This window comes from Bradyrhizobium jicamae, from assembly GCF_018130215.1.
Lineage (GTDB): Bacteria > Pseudomonadota > Alphaproteobacteria > Rhizobiales > Xanthobacteraceae > Bradyrhizobium > Bradyrhizobium jicamae_A.
Map to the genome: position 1 here is coordinate 13,913 of NZ_JAFCKQ010000067.1, position 18,598 is coordinate 32,510.

Consider the following 18,598-nt stretch of genomic DNA (forward strand, 5'->3'; position numbering starts at 1 on the left):
AGGAGTGCGCGGCCTTACGATGCCGAGTTAGATGACTGCGAATGCCTCGTGTCTACTTTGAATCGTTTTGTGACGCGGTCTGCACCAGAGCGCACGTGCCCTTCTCCTCGGCAAGCGGGCGGAATGCCTGGTCCGCCGGGATCTTGGCAAGGACCTTGAAGTAATCATACGGGCCTTTCGACTCCGACGGCTTCTTGACCTCAACGAGATACATGGCGTGAACCGCCCGTCCATCCTTGCGAACCCCGGTGTCTCCGAACAGCTGGTCGTCATAGTGAGCTGACTTCATTGCTTCGACGACCTTCGCGCCGTCAGTTGCCGACCCCGTCCTGGCAACGGCTTCGAGATAGTGCAGCACCGAGGAATAGACTCCCGCGTGAACCATCGTCGGGTATTTGCCGTCGTGGCGGGCCGCGAAGCGTTTGGCGAATGCACGGGTCTTGTCGTTGAGGTCCCAGTAGAAAGCCGTCGTCAGCGTAAGGCCCTGCGCCGATTGCAGGCCAAGCGCGTGAACGTCGGTCAGGAAAACGAGGAGTCCAGCTAGTCGTTGCCCGCCCTTGACGATCCCGAACTCGGCCGCCTGCTTGACCGAGTTAATGGTGTCGCCGCCGGCATTGGCGAGCCCGATGACTTGCGCTTTCGAACCTTGTGCCTGCAACAGATAGGAGGAGAAATCGGCCGTGTTCAGCGGCGCGCGGACAGCGCCGAGCACTTCGCCGCCGGCTGCCTTCACGACGGCCCCCGTATCGCGCTCCAGCGCATGGCCGAAGGCGTAGTCGGCCGTGATGAAAAACCACGACTTGCCGCCCTGTCGCACGATCGCGCCGCCGGTTCCATGTGCGAGTGCCCAGGTATCGTAGGTCCAATGCACAGAATTGGGCGAACACTGCTTGTCGGTCAGATCAGAATCCGCAGCGCCCGAGATCAGGAAGACACCGTTTTTTTCCCGAGTCACATTGCTGACCGCGAGCGCAACACCGGAGTTGGGCACGTCAGCGATCGCGTTGACGTGCTCGGTGTCGAACCATCGGCGCGCAATGGCCGATCCGATGTCAGGCTTGTTCTGGTGATCGGCGGAGACGATCTCGACCTTCATGTGGTGGCTTGCGGGATTGAAATCCTCGACCGCCATTTGCGCCGCGATGACGGATCCGGCTCCGCCGATATCTGCGTAGAGCCCGGACATGTCGCTGAGAACGCCGATCTTGACGTTCAGTGCATTGCTGCCGGGCTGTTGCGCCTGGGCCGGAGCGGCGAAGAGCGCGGTCAGGAGCGGCGCAACCAACGCGATTGTTGTGCGCATTGTCGTCTCCCTTGCGAGGGCGCCCCGACTTCATGTCAGTTGAACGCGGTCCGGCCCGCTTTGATCCTTGGATACAAAGTTGAATAAGGCGCATTGGAGATGCGAACCAGATGCCGGCCGCGCTCAATATTTGTTGACGACGCTCCGCAGCAAAATCCAGAGCGCGACCGAGATCAGGCCAAAGGCTCCAAGGCACAGGAACGCGATCTGGTAACCCACCCATTGGGCGATCCAGCCGCCGAGCGCGGGGCTGAGTGACGCGCCAATTCCCTGGATCGTGATCACGGCACCCTGGCCGAGATTGACGCGTCCTGTGCCATTGAGCGTGCGCGCCACGATGCCTGGCACAGCCACGCTTTGCAGACCCGCGCCGACGCCGTCGAGGATCTGGACAGGAAACACGCCCCACCAGCCGGACAGGAAATACGCCAGCACGCCGCGCACAGGCAGCGCCAGAAATGACGCCAGCAAGACCGGCCAGAAGTTGCGGCGTTCGGCGGCGTGCATGCCGACGACCGACATGATCACCATCACTCCCTGCGCGACCACGATCGTGGTCGCCACCACGCCCGGGCCGTTGCCGAGGCCGCCGGCGACGGAAGCGAGCCCGTAGAGCGGCACGATCGCGGCATTGCCGAGATGGAAGGTCGCGAGCGCGACGGCGAGAATCAGCAGTGGCTTGTGCTTGACGAGCACCGAAAATCCGTGCGGCTGGCTCTCGGGATCGTCTTCCTTGCCGCGCGCGGCGTGGTGGTCGATCGCATCAGACGGAATCAGCATCACGCTCGCGATCGTCAGCAGGCCGAACGCCGACGCAAGCAGGAACACCGCGACATAGCCGTATCGCCAGCCAAGATAGCCCGAAGCGGCTGCACCCAGCATGTTGCCCGCGTGATTGAAGGCCTGGTTGCGGCCGTTCTGCCGGTTGAAGCCACGCTGCCTGACCATGCCGAGCGTGATGCCCGTGACCGCCGGAACGATCGCCGCGCCCGCAACCGAGGTCGCGATCTGGGACAGGGTGACGGCCCAGAAATGCTGCGAGACAAGGATGATGGCCGACGCCGCGACGACGGCGACGCCCGGCACGATCACCCAGAGGCGCTTGTAGTCGGTCGTATCGATGCAGCCGCCGATTGGCGTGGTGATCAGCATTCCCGCTACATTGCCGATCGTCAGGGCGGTTCCGATCAGTCCGCTCGTCCAGCCGTGGCTTTGCAGGAATACGCCGACGAAGGGTCCGATCCCCGACTGCATGTCCGCCATGAAGAAATTCAAGGCGAGCAGCGCCCACAATGGCCTGGTCATGTCGTGTGTCTTGGTTCTGCCGCTGGTCATCATCCGACGCGCCCGATGGTCTCGAGCGGATACTCCCCTGTGAGGCCAGCTCTTGCGAAGCGGCATACTGTGCAGGAACAAACGTCAAAGCGACGACTTGGGTCCGAAGATCAGCGTACCCGATTTCTTGCCTTGCCAGCCGCGCAGACATCGGCGGCGTTTTCGACGACCCGGCCAGTACGAACCGCGCGGGCCGCGGATGAGGTCGGCTGGCGCGTCTCGGGCGCCAACCGTCAGCCAACTCAGGCCTCGATCCGGCCCCGATTGACAGGCGGCGGTCGCCTCTCGTGCGCACCGCCCAATGTCTGAACTCATGGAGGGATCGATGGACATAGGTTGGGAAATCGCCTTTGGCGTCGGAGCGCTCATCCTGCTGACGGCCCTGATCTTTGGAGTGCTGCAATATCATTACAGGGATCGGCGCGCCGTCCAGGCCGGAGAGGACATCGTCCGCGACCGCTACAAGAGAGACGCTTCGTAGTCCGGACAACACGAGGAGGTCGCAATGGGACTGGCGCAATATTCGGTAATCCCTGTTGATGGCGAATGGGGCGTGCTGCACGATGGCAACCTGAACGGCGGGTATGCCACCAAGGAGGCGGCGTTCGAATCCGCGGCGGCGGCTGCCTCGCTGGCGATCCGCGAGGGGCACGAAGTTCACGTTAGCGTGCCGGCGCGCGAGGAAGGCGAGGCCGCGCTGACGCATCGTGCCTGGTGATCGCGCCATCGCGCCGAGTGATTGTCGCGACTTGATCGACGTCGAATGGACTCGGCGCCCCGCCAGGTCCACAAGAAGGGTTTTGCCATGAAAGCCAAGCTTGTCTCCGACAAGGCAGGTGAACGGATTTATGTCGTCGTTCTGGACTCGGGTGAAGAGGCGTTCGCAACCCTCACTGAGGTCGCCAAAAGCCTGAACGTTGCTGCGGCGTCGCTGACCGCGATCGGCGCTTTCGAACAGGCAATGGTTGGATGGTTCGACCTGGAACGCAGGACCTACAAGAAGATCGAGGTGCGGGAGCAGTGCGAGGTACTGAGCGCCGTCGGCGACGTCGCGGTCGCCGATGATGGCCAGCCGAGCCTGCACGTCCATGTTGTCCTCGGGCTGGCTGATGGCACCACCCGCGGAGGCCATCTCGTCGCTGCAACGGTCCGTCCAACTCTCGAAGTGGTCATGACGGAAACGCCAGCACGCTTGCGACGGACGAAGCGGCCGGAGCTCGGGATTGCGTTGATAGACCTCGAAGAAAGCGGCTAGGCGGCGCGAGACACGTTGCGTCCGGGGCCCTCATAGGTAAATGCAGGAACCGAGGGAAGGGCATTCAAAGAAGCGACCGAAGCGTCGCCGCCGACATCGCAACCTCGATCCGCATCAATACCCAAGCTGCCTCAAGCGTGGATGTCCGAGATGATCGACCGGTACTTGTTCGCCGTGACGACCACAGTGACGATCATACTCTGGTTGTATCTCGGATTGCTGGTGATGCCCGGCTAACCGCCAGGTCCGGTCGCGTAGCCACAGCATCTGGAACTTTGATTTCCCCAAGCCGATCAGCCAACCGGCCTTGGACCGACATGCTCTTTCCGGTCACTGGTCCGCGGCGCAGACAGAAAGTCCGCCATCCGAACGGCCTGCTCAGCCTGGCCCGCCTTCTTCAGAAGGTATGCGCGTTCCATGCTGTCAACCGGCAGGTTCTCGGCTCGTCTCCGTGCGCTCTTGATGAGCTGATGAAGACGGTAATTCAGAGAGGTCGTCTGCTTCGCGCGGTTGCGCCGTTTCTTTTCCATCGCGTCGGGTCCGCTCGCTGTTGGCGGTGACGCAATCACACCAACAGTCCCGGGACGAAGCATTTAAATATGCTAATCGGAGGTGCGGGGAATTTCTTCCAGCGGGAGGAACCATTGCGGCCGAAACAGGGGGCGGGGGCTGATGGCACCCGCCCTGACCGACCTTGGTCGGGAATCAAGACACCTGATGTCGGCGCACCTCCCCGAGCACCATGTTGAGCAGCAGGATCTGCTCCGCGGCGAGTTGCCGCTGAATGAGGCTCACGGCCCATCCTTCCGGGATAGCGTCCAGCACCGAGTCGAGGGCTTGATCTCGCGACGTTGCGGCGAGCCAAATCTGGATCTCGCCGTCATCTGTCGTTACGCGGACTAGCTGGACCTCGGTCGCCGGTTGCATAAGCAGAAAAAGCGGTGGCCCGGCGATAGTTTCAAAATTCTTCACATAAGTTAATCCGCAACCGCAACTGGGGCAGCCTGCCTGACGTGACGCTTCAAGATGTGAACTTCGTCGCGTGGGCCGGCGACGCATCGCGCTGGAACTTTGATCTCACGCCGAGATTGTCACCGCTGCGATGATTGGAGACGACGATGGCAACGCTTTTGGTCATGGATCACGCCGGTGATACGCGCCACTCCTTTGATGCTGGAGACAGCGAGCAGTTGGCCTGGGCGCAGGCCCGCTTTCAACAGTTGATCTCGGACGGCTACACTGCGGCGACCCGAACGGGGCCAGGGGAAGTGGCACTGGTCCGCGCGCTGGATCCCGCCGCAGAGGAGACCCTGTTCTACCCAAGGCTGGTCGGCGGCTGACGGCATGAAGGGCCGCCCGCGCAATGCGGTTGTGTGCCGGGTGCGCGGTCCAATCCTAATCCGAGCTGACGTAGTTGGCGCGCCAGAGCAGCACCGTGACGATCAGCACCACGATCCCGCCGGCAATCAAGATCCAAGGAACGTAATCGGCCATTGGCGTACCCCGATCGTCGCTTCGCTGGGCGTACCGACGCGGAGCGGAGCCGCGCGAACATCTAGACCTGCGCGTGCCGGGTGGTTGCGGCATCGCGAAGCGTATCGTCGGGGGTGCACGACTGGACGTCCGGTGTCATCGCGTCGCAAACCTTCATGGTCGCCTCTCATTGCTGGTTGCCTCAACCGCCTAACGGTATGGTCGAAGCCGCGTTCCTAACTCGGCTTCGACGCAGGGTTACTTGCCGTTCTCGCTGGTCAGCTCGAAAGACTTGATGACGAAGTGTTTCTCGATCATTCGCAAGAGGTCGACCGGCGGGGGCGCCTTTTCCGGGCGTCGCCAGGACACCTCGAAGAGGTAGTGCGCATCTGTCGATCCGTCACTGTGGCGCTGTTCGAGAAACCGTGCGTGATAATGCAGCGGCTCGATCAATTTCGGCAGAGCGTCGATCACGCCGGGATCGGGCTTGCCGGCAACCACCAGGGCGGCGCGGTGACGTCGAGGAATCTTGACGTCGATCCACTTGAGGACCGAGAGGGTCACGACTCCCATGGCCGTACCGACGCAGCCGAGGGCAAGTTGACCTCCGCCGAGGCAAAGTCCAATGATCGTGATCAGCCAAAGCGTCGCAGCCGTCGTCACGCCGGTGACAAGGTCACCTTTCTTGAGGATCGTGCCGCCGCCGATGAAGCCGACTCCCGTCAGGATTCCGAGCGGAAGCCGCATCACGTCCATCACCGAGAAGGAGGCCGAGCCCTTGCCGTCGACGGGGAGCAGGAGATTGGCCTGGATCATCGACAGCGACGCGGCGAGGCCGACCAGGATCGTGGTCCTCAGGCCAGCGGCATGTCCACGCGCGCCGCGGTCAAAACCGATGATGGCGCCGGCGAGAACCGTCAGCGCGAGGCGGATAGCGATGTCGGTCCAGGTCGGATGGAGTGGCATGCCCGGCTCCGCAACCACGACGCGCGTCGTGTGGGTTCCCTGCCCATGAAGGCCAATGCTGGGTGGGACCGTACGTTCCTATTCCCGGGCTGGCCGACCGCCCTGCAGGCTATCCGGAAAGTGGCTCGGCGATGCTTTCCAGCGATTTTCCCTCGGCGTCCACGCCGAACCTGATTTCGACAATCGCGGCGATGATCAGAAGCAGCGCAGCTACGATATACCCGATACCGACCTGCCAGGATGAGCCGGACTCGATCAGTCGGCCGAACACCGAGGGCGCGATGCTGCCGCCAAGCGCGGTCCCCAGCGCATAGAAGCAGGCGATGGCCAATGCCCTTGTTTCCAGCGGAAAGATCTCGCTCGCGGTGAGGTAGGCCGAACTTGCCGCCGGCGAGGCTATGAAGAAGATGATGAGCCACGCGATGGTTTGTGTAACGGCCGTCAGGTAGTTCAGTCCGAACAACAGTCCGGTTGCGATCAGGAGGAGCCCGCTCAGGCCGAAGGTCGACGCGATCATCTTCCTGCGGCCGATCGTATCGAACAGCGTGCCGAGCAGGAGCGGTCCGCAGAAATTGCCGAGGGCAAGCGGCAGGATATAGAGGCCGATCCATTCGTTTTCGACATGATAGAAGTGAGCCAGGATCAGGCCGAACGTGAAAAAGACCGCGTTGTACAGAAACGATTGCGCGACCATCAATGTGAGCGCCAGGACGCTGCGCTGGCGGTACTTATCGAGCATGGCTGAAAAGATCATTCCAAGCCCGAATGATTTGCGCGGGTGGACGGTGAGACGTTCCGTAGGCGGTGGCAGCTGCTGCCTTGCCTCGGCGGCAACGGCGCCTTCGATCTCCGTTACGATTGCCCTCGCTTCCTGATCGCGACAGTGCGTCACAAGCCAGCGCGGGCTCTCGGGCACGAATTGCCGCAGCAGCAGAATCGTCGAGCCAAGAACCGCTCCGATGCCGAAGCCGAGGCGCCACCCCAGATTGACCGAAAAATAGTTCTGGTTCAGCAGGAATGGCGCTGCCAGCGCGCCGCCAGCGGCGCCAAGCCAGAAGCTGCCATTGACGATCAGGTCCACGCGGCCGCGATACTTTGCCGGGATGAGCTCATCGATTGCTGAATTGACAGCGGCATACTCGCCGCCAATTCCGAGCCCGGTCAGCAATCGGAAACCGGCGAAACTCCAGAAATTCCACGCGAGCGCGCTCAGCAACACACCCAACAGGTAGATCGCGAGCGTTACGTAGAAGACCAGTCGACGTCCGAATCGATCGGTCGTCCAGCCGAATGCGAGCGCACCTGTCACGGCGCCGATCACATAGAAAGAGGCGATCATTCCCAACTCTGCGCTCGACAGGCCGAGTGTCTCCTGATCCTGCAAGGCCGGTCCGAGTGAGCCCACGATGGTCACCTCGAGACCGTCCAAAATCCAGGTGATCCCCAGACCGAGCACGACGAGCACGTGGAAGCGGCTCCATGGCAAGCGGTCGAGCCGGAACGGGATGTCGGTCTGGATGGCGGACGATGCGGTGGACACGCGAGCCCAACTCCTGGTTGGAGGTCGGTATCAATGTTCACGATGCATCGGCGTTCCGATTTGCCACGCGATCGCTGCTCCTGCCTGCCCGAATCGGTGAAGGAGAAGTGTGTCATTCGTTTCCGGCTCGCGGATATCGGTCTGGTGTTGGAACCGCGAGCCTGTCGGCGCAGTTTGCGGACCATGAATGTTCAGCAACGCCATGGGCCCAAGCCCGATTGCTCGGCTGCAATGATCGGGCACCGCTTCGTTGGAACCGGGAACGACACGCCGCTTCATCGGTGGGTGCTGTAGTGGCTCGGATCGAGGACTATGCACTGATCGGCGATTGCGAAACCGGAGCCCTCGTCGCGCGGGATGGTTCCATCGACTGGCTGTGCCTGCCGCGCTTCGATTCGGAAAGCTGTTTCGCGAAGTTGCTCGGCGACGAGCAGAATGGCCGCTGGCTGCTGGCTCCCAATAATGCCGGCTCCGTGACACGGCAGTACCTCCCGGGCACCCTGGTTCTCGAAACAGTGCACACCGTCGCTGGTGGGACCGCCAGGGTCATCGACTTCATGCCGCTCAAGAACGGCAATTCCACCATCGTCAGGATCGTCGAAGGCATCGACGGACAGGTCCGAATGAACACCGAGCTCGTCGTGCGGTTTGACGGCGGCGCTACGATACCGTGGGTCAATAAGCTCCACGACGATTCGCTCAACCTGGTGGCCGGTCCCCACATGCTCGAGCTGCGCAGCGAGATCCCTCTGTCGAGCCACGGCACCAGGAGCTTCGCCTCGTTTTCCGTGACCGCGGGAGAGCGCGTCCGGTTTGTCCTGACCTATCAGGCATCATGGCTGGCGGCGGCACCTTCCGCTCAGGATGCGGATGCCCTGCTTCAGTCGACCGAGCAGTTCTGGCATTATTGGTCGTCGCGCTATCACGGAGCCGGGTCGCTGCGCGAAGCGGCCAGCCGGTCGCTCATTACCCTGAAGGCGCTGACGTTTCGTCCGACCGGCGGAGTCGTTGCTGCGATCACGACATCGCTGCCGGAACAGATCGGAGGCGCGAGAAACTGGGACTATCGGTATTGCTGGATCCGCGATGCGACCCTGACATTGCTGGCACTGATGGCGTCAGGCTATTACGACGAGGCGGAGGCCTGGAGGGACTGGCTGATCCGTGCAGTCGCGGGCAGCCCGACGCAACTGCAGATCATGTACGGGGTCTCGGGCGAACGACGGCTGACCGAATGGGAGGTGCCGTGGTTGGCGGGTTACGAGGGCTCCCGGCCTGTCCGCATCGGAAACGCCGCGCACACGCAGTTGCAACTCGACGTCTATGGCGAATTGATGGATGCACTCTATCAATCGCGGTGCGATGGACTCCCCGAAAACAGGAGAGCCTGGGCGATCGAGAGGGTGTTGCTCGATCACCTCACAAAGATCTGGGCCAGGCCGGATCACGGCATCTGGGAAATGCGGGGAGAGCCGCGCCAGTTCACATATTCGAAGGTCATGGCCTGGGTGGCATTCGACCGAGGCATCAAGAGCGCGGAAGAGTTCGGAATGCCGGGCGAGGTGGACGAATGGAAGAAGTTGCGTGAAGTCATCCATGACGACGTCTGTCGCAACGGATACGATGCGCAGCAGCAGGCGTTCGTTCAGAGCTATGGCGGGACCGGGCTCGACGCGTGCCTGCTCCGCATGCCCGCGCTCGGCTTCCTGCCGCCGGATGATCCGAGGATGCTGTCAACGATATCGGCGATCGAGCGGAAGCTGCTTGTCGATGGGTTGGTCAGGCGCTGCGATCCCGCCCCTTCGGCGCCTGGTCTTTCCTGCGGAGAGGGCGCGTTTCTCGCTTGCAGCTTCTGGCTCGCGGATGCCTATCACATGACCGGCCGGAACGCCGAAGCTCACGCCTTGCTCCGGAAGCTCCTTGGCTTGCGCAACGATGTCGGCCTTCTCTCGGAGGAATATGCGCCGGAGCCCGGACGACTGGTTGGCAACTTTCCTCAGGCGTTTTCCCACGTCGCCATGGTCAACACGGTGCATCGTCTTACGAACGGGACATAGTCTCGCGAACTGGTCGTGCCATCACTCCGCCGCCTGGCGCAGATCCGGCTCGGCTTCGTCGAGATTGCTGAGCTGACGCGGTGGCCCCATGAGGACCGGCTGGAACAGCACGGCGGCGGCCATGGTGCATAGCAGTGCCAGCGCCATCAGCTTGCCCATGCTGGACATGCCGGGATAGTTCGATGCCCACATGCTCCCAAAAGCCACGGCGTTTGTCGTCGCGCTGAATACGACAGCGCGTGTCAGGGCGGACTGGAGCAGGCCGGTCTTTCCGCCCCTCCACGCCATGATGTAGTAGATCTTGAATGCGACGCCGACACCGAGCAGCAAGGGAAGCGCGATGATGTTGGCGAAGTTCAGGGAAAGCCCGTCGAGGGCGCAGACCTCGAGCGTTACGGCACCCGCGAGCAACAGCGGAACGAGGGTTAGCAAAACGTCCACGAACCGTCGCAGCGTGACGAGGAGCAGGATCGAAATCGCCAGCAGAGCAAAGACGCCGGCTTCGATGAAGGCCGTCGTGACGGTTCGGCCGCCCTCATAGTAGGTGACTGCCGGTCCGGTCGCCGTGGGATCTGCCTTGAGAATGGCTGCCGCAAATCCCTGCAGAACGCGGCTATCGCTCGGATCACCCTTGGGGAGCGCCTCGACGCGAGCGCGGCCATCAGGCAGCACCCAGTCGCCGAGCAGATCCGGCGGCAGGGTCTTGATGCTGATCGGCTCGGGTGACATGCTTTGACGCAATTGTTCGAGATCAAAGCGGAGCGGCGAGGCAACTGCGGCTTCGGCCCTCTGGCGCGTGGCGGTGTCGGCCTGCGCAAGGCGGTTGAGCAGGGCGGATACGTTCCGCGCGTCGTCAGCGGTTGCGCCTTGCTCGCTCCCGGCGGCGTCCGACAGGGCCTGTGCTGCATTCTTGATCGAAGCAACGGTCTGCTCGTCTGTCGGTGCGGCGTGAGTTCGCGTTTCGAGTGCCGGCCGGAGCTTCGCGGACGCCGACTTCAGCGCTGCGATTTTCGCATCCTGATCGCTGGGAACGTAGTTGTTCACCGTGATGGTGCGCGACACTTCCGGGAGGCCGTCGAGGCGTTTCGCTGTCGCCGCGGCTTGCTCGATGGACGGTGCCAGTATCTCGGCATCGCTGCCGCTGGTCTCTGGTTCCTTCTGCAACTGATGGTAGGTGATGACGGCCGGCGAGCTCGGGCTCTGCAGGTTCACCGGGTTGAAGTCGAATGGCAGATGCAGCAGCGACGGAGACGCCACGACGGCCAGTCCGATGGTTCCAAGCACAACGGCGATGCGGTGACGCTGGAGAAAATCATCGAGCGGTCCGAGAAACTTGAAACCGACAGGCGCCGCTTCGGCCGGCGGATCAAGCAGCACCAGGACCGCGGGAACCAGCGTGATGCTGCAGGCAAAAGCAATCAGCATGCCGCAGCCTGCGATCAGCCCGAGCTCCGACAGGCCGCTATAGCTCGTGGGCAAGAAGGCAAAGAATCCGACGGCGGTTGCTGCTGCAGCGAGGGCGAGGGGACTGCCCACCTTCTTCGCGGTGCTTTCCAATGCCTGCAGCAAGACGCCGTGGTCGCGGCGTTCTGCGCGATACCGAACGCTGAACTGAATGCCAAAGTCGACACCGAGACCCACAAACAGAACGAAGAAGGCGATCGAGATCAGGTTGAACGAACCGACCAGGGCGAGACCCAGCGCGGCGGTCGTCGCAAGTCCAACCAGGAGGCTGAAGAAGACCGCGACAATGATCTTCCAGGACCGCAGGGCCAGCCAGAGGGCGATCAGGACACCCAGGGCGGCCGTGACTGTATCGCGCAGCGCGCTATCTCGTATGACCGAAAATTGCTGGTCATCCATCGGGACCTGGCCGGTCAGCCTGACCGTCGCGCCAAATCTCTGTTGCAGGTTCAGCTGCGCCGCGGCTTGCCGAATGCCCTGATCCGCCGCCGATCCAGGCTGCAGCTTGGTGAAGTCAAGCCGCGGTTCGACCTCGAGGAAATGCCGCCGCTGGTCCGCGGATGTGTGGTGCCCCTGGAGCAGTTCTTTCCATGAAAACGAGGCCGCCTTGCCTGAGAGCACGTCATTCAGCGTTTCAGCAGCAAGCGTCAGCGGCCATTTCAGCTGCTCGAGTCCGAGCCGTCTCCGCCGTACTTGACCCGCAACAGATGACAGCGTGTTCATGACGCCGCGAAGGCTAGGGTCCCGCGAGAGCTGTCTCAGGAGCGGTTCCGCCTGGGTCAGGCCCGTGATGGTTCGCTGGACGTCTGACGTCGAGGCCAGCAGAAACTGGTGGCGGTCGAAGAACTCGCCACTGTCGGGCTGTGCCACTCTCGGGAACAGATTGGGATTATCCTTCAGAGCTCCTGCGAGCGCATCCGTGGCTTGATCGGCGTTTTCGGGCGTTGGCGCGGTCACCACCGCTGAAATGCCCTTCTGCGGAAACGCCTGCGTGAAGGCGATCTGGCGCTCGTGCCAGGGCAAATCCTGAGCGATCAGTCGTTGCACGTCGGTGTTGATCGAGAAGCGGGTGACGTCGAAGACCACGGCGCCTGCCATCAACAGCGCTCCCGCGACGATCACAGCCCAATAAGACCGGGCGCAGGCGGAGACGATTCTGACGATGGTCGAACGGATCATCATAACCTGCCTTGCTCAATTGTATCCGGGACCGCAGGGAACAAGGACAAAACGCGCTGAACCGGCCGTTCGTTCGACGCCGCCGCACTAAACTTCCAGTTAGGAACCGCAGTGCGGGCAGGGGGTTGGACGATTGCAGCGAGGCACAAGCCACCGGAAGAGGCCATCATGCGCGAGTACCGCCTTCACTTGTGCCATCCCCATTTGTCACTCAGCGGCCGGCCGACGCCGCTGACGCGGTCGGGACGCGCCGGCTCGGCCAGTCCTCATCGCAGGTACCTCTAATGAATCGCCGGGCCCGCACCGTCATCATCACCGGCGCGTCCGCCGGCATCGGTCGCGCGATCGCGGCGCGTTTCGCACAAGCGGGCGATCGCGTCGGCCTTATTGCGCGGGACCAGACCGCATTGGAGGCCGTGCAGCGAGAATTGCTGGCGTCCGGCGCCAGGGATGTGGAATGGGAGGCGGTCGACGTGTGCGACGCCGCGGCGCTGTTTGCCGCCGCCGATCGGCTCGAGCGGCGGCTCGGGTTGATGGACATATGGATCAACGACGCAATGGAAACCGTATTCTCGACGGTGGCGGACATTGATCCCACGGAATTCCGACGGGTGACGGAGGTCACCTATCTCGGGTTCGTCCACGGCACCATGGCCGCCTTGAAATCGATGCGGCTTCGCCGGCGAGGCCGTATCATCCAGATCGGCTCCGCATTGGCCTATCGCGGCATTCCGCTGCAGTCCGCCTATTGCGGCGCCAAGCACGCCATGCGCGGGTTCACCAACTCGCTCCGCGCGGAGCTGCTCCATGAAAAATCGCCCGTGACGGTGAGTGTCATCGAATTGCCGGCGGTCAACACGCCTCAGTTCGACTGGGCGCGAGCTCATATTCCGCACGCGCCGCGTCCGATGGGCGTGCCCGTCGAGCCGGAGGTCGTGGCTGACGCGGTTTTTCGTGTGGCCGAAGGATCATCACGCGAATATTGGCTTGGCTGGCAGACGATACTCACGATCCTCGGCAACAGCGTGGTTCCCGCATATCTCGACCGTTATCTGGCGCGAAAGGCGGTGGCCGGCCAGCAGACCAGCACGCCGCTCCCCGCGGGTCGAGACGACAATCTGGATCACCCGGTCACCGCCCTGCATCGGACCAGGGGCTCGTTCAGCGTCGGATCGTCCCTGCACGCAATGTTGATCGACGGCGAATTGGCCCGTGCTGCCTGCGTCATCATCGGAGCGACGCTGTTCTTGGTGGCGGGAGCCGCTGTGGCCAGGCGCCGCCGCCCTCGTTCGCCCCGCCCGCCAAATTCGCTTCGGCACGAAACCGTCAGGACCTTGAGAGCTCGCCGCGCCGTGCCATTGCCTTGATCCGATCGGCCGTGCGGCAGGCGATCGCCTCGATCGTCAGTGAAGGATTGACCCCGCCGACGGTCGGAAAGACCGAGCCGTCGCAGATCCACAGATTGGGAATGTCCCAGCAGCGGCAATCAGCGTTGACGACGCTGCTTGAGGGATCGTCGCCCATCCGCGCAGTTCCGTTCAGATGGCAGGTGTCGTCGTCTTCGTCCCATATGTCGTGGGCATCGACCGCCTCCAGTGCCTGACGCATGAACCGGAGCGAATGGGCGATCAGGCGCTTGTCATTGTCGCAGAACGCATAGGTCACGCGTGGAATGCGCAGGCCGTACTGGTCGCGCTCGTCGGAGAGCGTCACGCAGTTGCGCTCCTGGGGCAGCGTCTCGCCGACGATCTTGAGACCGACCTGATGGTTGTAGTTTTCCATGGCGTTGAGCAGGTCCTGTCCCCACAGCCCGCGTTTGCTGGCCTGGGTCGTGCCCCACACGATCGGCAGCGGGCCCTGGCTCATGTAGCAATAACCGCCGTGGAAGTCCTTGCCGTCGTCGGCGTAGTTCCAATGCTCGGTGATGGCGAGCGAGGGCGGTCCCTTGTAGGAGCGGATTTCGCGGTCCATCACGCCCCACACCGCCTGGTTCGACTGCACCATCAAGTTCTTGCCGACCAGCCCGGAAGAATTGGCGAGGCCATCGGGAAACCTGGCGCTGGCCGAATTGAGCAGCAGCCGCGGTGTCTCGATCGCGTAACCGGCGACCACGACATTCCTTGCTCTCTGGAAATGCCAGCGGCCCTCGCGCTGATAGTGAACGCCGGTTGCGAGTCCGGCGGTGTCATGCTCGATCGAACCCACCATGGCGAGGTCCCGGATCTCGGCGCCGGCCTCGAGCGCGCGTGGCAGCCAGGTCACCAGCACACTTTGCTTGGCGTTCGTGGAGCAGCCGATCACGCACATTCCCCGATAGACGCAGGGATGAGCGAGGCCACGGGGGGCGGAAAGGGTGGCCAGCGGCGTCGGCGTCCAATCGATGCCGAGCGCTTCGGCGCCCTCGGCAAGAACCAGCGCGGCAGCGTTCAGCTCGTGCGGGCGATATGGGTAGCGTGGACGCGCGGGACCCCAGGGATAACGCAGCGGCCCCGAAACCTTCAGGGCCTGCTCGACCTCGGAGTAGTACCGCCACATTTCGCGCCAATCGAGCGGCCAGTCGACCGCGTAGCCGAGCTTGCTGCGCGATTTGAACCATTCGGGGCGAAACCGAAGCGACACCATGGCGAAGTGGACGGTCGATCCGCCGACGCTCTTTCCCGAATTGTTGGCACCAAGCTGCAGCGGGTTGTCGCCGTCGACGATGCGCTTGTCCGTCCAATACAGCTTCGACTGATGCGTCTCGTCGGAGGCGAAGTCCTCGAGCGGACGCCAGTAAGGTCCTGCGTCGAAAGCGACGACGGAGAAGCCATGTTCGGCGAGCTTGCACGCGAGCGTTCCGCCTCCCGCACCCGTTCCGACAATGGCGAAATCGACCGCCTTGTCTTCAGGGTATTCGCGCATGGGCACCCAGGCGCCCGGCCTGAAGACATCGGGTGCGCGTCCGTTCACGGCCCTTGGCGAGCTCTCATCCCACACGTTCGTTCTCCCGGCGCGCCCGGTCTTCCCGGCCGGGCGAGGCTTCGGCCGCCTCCCAGGGATCGCGGCGATCGAAGTTCATGCGCACATAGCCGCGCGGACCTGCCGGTCCACCGAAACCGATTTCACTCCATGAAGCCGGGTGCGCGTAATATGCGCTGACGATGTCGTGCAGCAGCCGCTTCGCGAAAAAGGTAGCGGGGGACAGATCTTGCCAGGCCTCGCTCGAGACCTGGCCGCGCTGGATCCGGCACAACAGCCAACGCCGCTGGTCATTGCTGAGGTCGCTGAACGGCTTTTCGCATGCCGCCACGGCTTCGGTGTCGATGGCAGCCAACCCCAATCGCCAGGCCTTGTCCTGCTCGGGCAGGCGGGCGTCGCGATACCCGTCGCCCTTGCCGCTATAGAGCTTCTGATCGATCATCGCCGCGAGAGGTACCTTGACGGTGCGATCGGCGGGTTGCGGGATGATCTGGTCACACAGGGCGCGGAGGGCTTTCCACTCGGCCTCGTCGCAAAACCGGTGAAAGTCGGGGTCGATGCCGGTGCGTGCATCGATCACCGCGCGGGTCTGTTCGTTCCAGGACACCGAATTGCGCTTGTTGAGGACATTGTAGCCCGGATAGCGCTCAGTCATGAAAGCCCGCCTTCTTGTTTCTCTCGACCAGGGACAGTGCGGCAAGCCCGGCCAGCGCCAATCCCGTGAATGACGGCGGTGCAGGCAGGGGCGGACCGTTGAGAATGTTCTGGCTCCAGTTGCGCCAGCCGCCCATATTGCGAGACACGCCGTAGGCGTGAAATCCGACGCCGACAAAGCCGAGCAACGCCGTCAGCCCGAGGCCGAGCTTCGCCGCGCGCCGCACGACGTTGCCCGAACGGAAAAGTGTCATGGCGAGCAGGCCGGCGGCCGCCGGGGGCACCACGACGGGTAGAAACATGCCGGGATTCTGGAAGGCGCCACGGAAGTGCAGCAAACCTGCCTCGGCGACCGTTCCCGCCAATCCCGCCGAGGTGACCGCGCCGAGGACTTCGCCCGCCGGATAACCCAGAAGCGTCGAGGCTTCATCGTCCCGCACCCGCTCGGCGACCCGGCCAAGCACTCCGGCAAGCAGCAGCGCCACCGGCGCTCCGACTGGCGCGGCATAGAAGAGGTTGATCCATGACAGATGGCCTGGCCGCTTCACGATATTGTATCCGTGGAAGCCGAGACCGGTTGCCCCCGTCAGGGCGGCGAGGCCGTAGAGACCGTCGCGGACCACGTGAGATTTCGCCCGCCCGTCCACGATGCCGAACAGGCTTGCCGCCAGCGTGGCGGCCGATACCGCCAGTGGAAGGTACATCAAGCGGTTCTGGAAGGAGCCGCGATAATGCTCGAGGCCGCTGTCGGCCAGCACGGAGAAAGAGAGCAGGGCAGAGCTAAAATTGAGCTTGCGTCCGACATTGCCGCCCGGTTCGGGAACGCGCGTCCGGACTGCCTTTCCTGGCGCATATTTCTCGCTCAGGCTGCCCGCGATCTCCTGCAGGGAGGCGAGGGCCACGCGCCGAGATTTGACTGCCGGCAGCCGCCTCATGCCAATGCGTCCCCTGAGATATGGTAGGGCGAGGCGTCCGCGGCCTTGAAGCCGAGCCCATGACCGAAGCGCGACAGATCCGGTGCGACATTGCCGTCGCGAACGGCTGGAGCGCCGTCAAACAGCATCTGCTCGATGCGGGCGTGGTCGTGAAACCATTCAATATGGCGCAACCTCGGAATTGCGCACGCGAGATGGCGATGCATCGATGGTGCGCAGTGCGCGGACAAGTCGATGTGCCGTGCCTCAGCCAGCGCGGCTATTTCCAGAAAGCCCGTGATGCCGCCGCATCGCGTGACATCGGCCTGGAGCACATCGACGGCCTGCCGCGACAGCAGGTGATCGGCGTCATCCAGGGTAAAGATATACTCGCCTGCAGCCACCTCCATTCCTGCCGGCGTCCGGCTCCGGACCGCGAGCAAGCCCGCGGAGTCATCGGACGAAACGGGCTCCTCGAACCAGCGAATACCCAGGTCTTCCGTCAGGGCCGCGAAGCGCAACGCCTGCTTGACGTCGAACGCTCCGTTGGCGTCGACGAACAATTGGCATTCGCCAATCGCCTGCCACGCCGCTTCCGCGCGCTTCGGGTCCAGTTCGGGTTCGCTGCCGATCTTCATCTTGACGAAGCGGCAGCCGTCAGCCTTCGCCCAGTGTCCGAGCTGCTCCCTCAATTCCTCGTTCGAATAAGAGGTAAAGCCGCCGCTGCCATAGACCGGCACGTTGGTACGACAGCAGCCCAACAGCTTTGCGAGTGGAACAGAGAGCAGTTGCGCCTTCAGATCCCACAGCGCGAGATCCAGCGCCGAGATTGCGCAGCTTGCAATGCCCGATCGTCCAACATTGCGGACGGCGCGCTGCATTGCGATCCAGCATCCGCCGATATCGAAGCAGTCGCGATCGGCAATGATGGGAGCCAGCAGGTCATTGATTACGGCCACGACGGAGGCATGTGCATATGTCACGCCGAGTCCACGCCTGTTGCCCGCGCTGACATAGGCGACGACGAGGGTCGTCGAGGTCCACGCCAGCGTGCCGTCCGCCTCCGGCCGGTCGGTCGGAACGCGATAGGCCGCGGCGTGGATCGTTTCGATCGGTGCCGCGCCATATGTCTCAGGCATCGCCACGATCACGGCCCGGCAGGATGGATTCCAGAACCTGGCGCGCGGTCCCGGTGATGACGTTGCCTTCGCGAGGATCTCCCTTGACCAGCGTCTCGGTGAACTTCTTGGCCTGCTGCAGCGTGATGTGCGGCGGCAGCGGTGGGACCTCGGGATCTGTCTTGACTTCGAGGACCACGGGCCGGTCAGACGTCAGGGCTTCGTCCCAGGCAGGGCCAAGCCGGTCAGGATGGTCGACAAAGAGTCCCTTCAGGCCGATCAACTCCGCAAAACGATGGTACGGCACGTTGGGGATCTGCTGCGAGGCATTGAATTTCGGGTCGCCTTCCATGACGCGCTGTTCCCACGTCACCTGATTGAG

17 protein-coding genes are annotated in these 18,598 nt (G+C 63.1%); 6 read left to right on the top strand and 11 right to left on the bottom strand.

What is annotated here, in order from left to right; all coding sequences use genetic code 11:
• Positions 1 to 52 precede the first annotated feature (52 nt).
• Together JQ586_RS37265 and JQ586_RS37270 are read right to left on the bottom strand one after the other, a co-directional pair.
• Positions 53 to 1,303, bottom strand: a complete 1,251-nt coding sequence (locus JQ586_RS37265) for an ABC transporter substrate-binding protein (protein ID WP_212399630.1) — start codon at positions 1,301 to 1,303, stop codon at positions 53 to 55.
• Positions 1,304 to 1,426: 123 nt separating this feature from the next.
• Positions 1,427 to 2,608, bottom strand: a complete 1,182-nt coding sequence (locus tag JQ586_RS37270) for an MFS transporter (RefSeq protein WP_212399631.1) — start codon at positions 2,606 to 2,608, stop codon at positions 1,427 to 1,429.
• Between the two features lie 355 nt (positions 2,609 to 2,963).
• On the opposite strand from JQ586_RS37270, the gene JQ586_RS37275 reads away from it, so the two are divergent.
• The 3 genes from JQ586_RS37275 to JQ586_RS37285 all read left to right on the top strand — a co-directional run bounded on the left by JQ586_RS37275 (position 2,964) and on the right by JQ586_RS37285 (position 3,893).
• Complete coding sequence (locus JQ586_RS37275) at positions 2,964 to 3,119, top strand: hypothetical protein (protein WP_212399632.1); 156 nt, start codon at positions 2,964 to 2,966, stop codon at positions 3,117 to 3,119.
• 24 nt (positions 3,120 to 3,143) lie between these two features.
• Entirely contained in the window at positions 3,144 to 3,356 is a 213-nt protein-coding gene (locus JQ586_RS37280) for a hypothetical protein (protein ID WP_212399633.1), read from the top strand.
• Positions 3,357 to 3,443: 87 nt separating this feature from the next.
• A complete protein-coding gene (locus JQ586_RS37285; RefSeq protein WP_212399634.1) occupies positions 3,444 to 3,893 on the top strand; it encodes a PPC domain-containing DNA-binding protein in 450 nt (149 codons plus the stop codon).
• A gap of 705 nt (positions 3,894 to 4,598) precedes the next feature.
• Here JQ586_RS37285 and JQ586_RS37290 read toward each other — a convergent pair.
• Positions 4,599 to 4,865, bottom strand: coding sequence for a hypothetical protein (locus JQ586_RS37290; RefSeq protein ID WP_212399635.1), 267 nt, complete (start codon positions 4,863 to 4,865; stop codon positions 4,599 to 4,601).
• Between the two features lie 146 nt (positions 4,866 to 5,011).
• Between JQ586_RS37290 and JQ586_RS37295 the strand changes: the two genes are divergently transcribed.
• Entirely contained in the window at positions 5,012 to 5,233 is a 222-nt protein-coding gene (locus JQ586_RS37295; RefSeq protein ID WP_212399636.1) for a hypothetical protein, read from the top strand.
• Positions 5,234 to 5,624: 391 nt separating this feature from the next.
• On the opposite strand, the gene JQ586_RS37300 is transcribed toward JQ586_RS37295, so the two are convergent.
• Together JQ586_RS37300 and JQ586_RS37305 are read right to left on the bottom strand one after the other, a co-directional pair.
• On the bottom strand, positions 5,625 to 6,332 hold the full coding sequence (locus JQ586_RS37300; RefSeq protein WP_212399637.1) for an MgtC/SapB family protein: 708 nt from the start codon (positions 6,330 to 6,332) through the stop codon (positions 5,625 to 5,627).
• A gap of 109 nt (positions 6,333 to 6,441) precedes the next feature.
• Positions 6,442 to 7,797 carry an MFS transporter gene (locus JQ586_RS37305; protein WP_312017076.1) on the bottom strand — a complete coding sequence of 452 codons (1,356 nt, stop codon included), beginning with the start codon at positions 7,795 to 7,797 and terminating at the stop codon, positions 6,442 to 6,444.
• Positions 7,798 to 8,165: 368 nt separating this feature from the next.
• On the opposite strand from JQ586_RS37305, the gene JQ586_RS37310 reads away from it, so the two are divergent.
• On the top strand, positions 8,166 to 9,929 hold the full coding sequence (locus JQ586_RS37310) for a glycoside hydrolase family 15 protein (RefSeq protein WP_312017077.1): 1,764 nt from the start codon (positions 8,166 to 8,168) through the stop codon (positions 9,927 to 9,929).
• 21 nt (positions 9,930 to 9,950) lie between these two features.
• Here the strand turns inward: JQ586_RS37310 and JQ586_RS37315 are convergent, their stop codons facing one another.
• Positions 9,951 to 12,572, bottom strand: a complete 2,622-nt coding sequence (locus tag JQ586_RS37315; protein WP_212399640.1) for an MMPL family transporter — start codon at positions 12,570 to 12,572, stop codon at positions 9,951 to 9,953.
• 284 nt (positions 12,573 to 12,856) lie between these two features.
• Here JQ586_RS37315 and JQ586_RS37320 point away from each other — a divergent pair, with 284 nt between their 5' ends.
• The gene (locus tag JQ586_RS37320; RefSeq protein ID WP_212399641.1) at positions 12,857 to 13,939 is read left to right on the top strand and encodes an SDR family oxidoreductase; all 1,083 of its coding nucleotides are present in this window, start codon (positions 12,857 to 12,859) and stop codon (positions 13,937 to 13,939) included.
• On the opposite strand, the gene JQ586_RS37325 is transcribed toward JQ586_RS37320, so the two are convergent.
• From JQ586_RS37325 to JQ586_RS37345, 5 genes are all read right to left on the bottom strand, one after another.
• Positions 13,899 to 15,548, bottom strand: coding sequence for a GMC family oxidoreductase (locus JQ586_RS37325; RefSeq protein ID WP_212399642.1), 1,650 nt, complete (start codon positions 15,546 to 15,548; stop codon positions 13,899 to 13,901). The two genes, JQ586_RS37320 and JQ586_RS37325, sit on opposite strands and share 41 nt — an antisense overlap.
• Positions 15,538 to 16,137 (bottom strand): gluconate 2-dehydrogenase subunit 3 family protein, encoded by a 600-nt coding sequence (locus tag JQ586_RS37330; protein ID WP_312017078.1) that lies wholly within the window; start codon positions 16,135 to 16,137, stop codon positions 15,538 to 15,540. The genes JQ586_RS37325 and JQ586_RS37330 overlap by 11 nt, the downstream gene beginning before the upstream one ends.
• A gap of 40 nt (positions 16,138 to 16,177) precedes the next feature.
• A complete protein-coding gene (locus JQ586_RS37335) occupies positions 16,178 to 17,119 on the bottom strand; it encodes a hypothetical protein (RefSeq protein WP_212399644.1) in 942 nt (313 codons plus the stop codon).
• Positions 17,116 to 18,237 carry an enolase C-terminal domain-like protein gene (locus tag JQ586_RS37340; protein WP_212399645.1) on the bottom strand — a complete coding sequence of 374 codons (1,122 nt, stop codon included), beginning with the start codon at positions 18,235 to 18,237 and terminating at the stop codon, positions 17,116 to 17,118. Before JQ586_RS37340 ends, JQ586_RS37335 begins: the two co-directional genes overlap by 4 nt.
• Positions 18,230 to 18,598: thiamine pyrophosphate-dependent enzyme (locus JQ586_RS37345; protein WP_409411041.1), on the bottom strand; the 369-nt coding region annotated here is incomplete at its 5' end. The genes JQ586_RS37345 and JQ586_RS37340, both read right to left, overlap by 8 nt.

Bases quoted from the DNA above. Each gene is read 5' to 3' on its own strand.
- JQ586_RS37265 (WP_212399630.1), bottom strand. From the start codon at position 1,303: ATGCGCACAACAATCGCGTTGGTTGCGCCGCTCCTGACCGCGCTCTTC.
- JQ586_RS37270 (WP_212399631.1), bottom strand. From the start codon at position 2,608: ATGACCAGGCCATTGTGGGCGCTGCTCGCCTTGAATTTCTTCATGGCG.
- JQ586_RS37275 (WP_212399632.1), top strand. From the start codon at position 2,964: ATGGACATAGGTTGGGAAATCGCCTTTGGCGTCGGAGCGCTCATCCTG.
- JQ586_RS37280 (WP_212399633.1), top strand. From the start codon at position 3,144: ATGGGACTGGCGCAATATTCGGTAATCCCTGTTGATGGCGAATGGGGC.
- JQ586_RS37285 (WP_212399634.1), top strand. From the start codon at position 3,444: ATGAAAGCCAAGCTTGTCTCCGACAAGGCAGGTGAACGGATTTATGTC.
- JQ586_RS37295 (WP_212399636.1), top strand. From the start codon at position 5,012: ATGGCAACGCTTTTGGTCATGGATCACGCCGGTGATACGCGCCACTCC.
- JQ586_RS37300 (WP_212399637.1), bottom strand. From the start codon at position 6,332: ATGCCACTCCATCCGACCTGGACCGACATCGCTATCCGCCTCGCGCTG.
- JQ586_RS37315 (WP_212399640.1), bottom strand. From the start codon at position 12,572: ATGATCCGTTCGACCATCGTCAGAATCGTCTCCGCCTGCGCCCGGTCT.
- JQ586_RS37320 (WP_212399641.1), top strand. From the start codon at position 12,857: ATGAATCGCCGGGCCCGCACCGTCATCATCACCGGCGCGTCCGCCGGC.
- JQ586_RS37335 (WP_212399644.1), bottom strand. From the start codon at position 17,119: ATGAGGCGGCTGCCGGCAGTCAAATCTCGGCGCGTGGCCCTCGCCTCC.
- JQ586_RS37340 (WP_212399645.1), bottom strand. From the start codon at position 18,237: ATGCCTGAGACATATGGCGCGGCACCGATCGAAACGATCCACGCCGCG.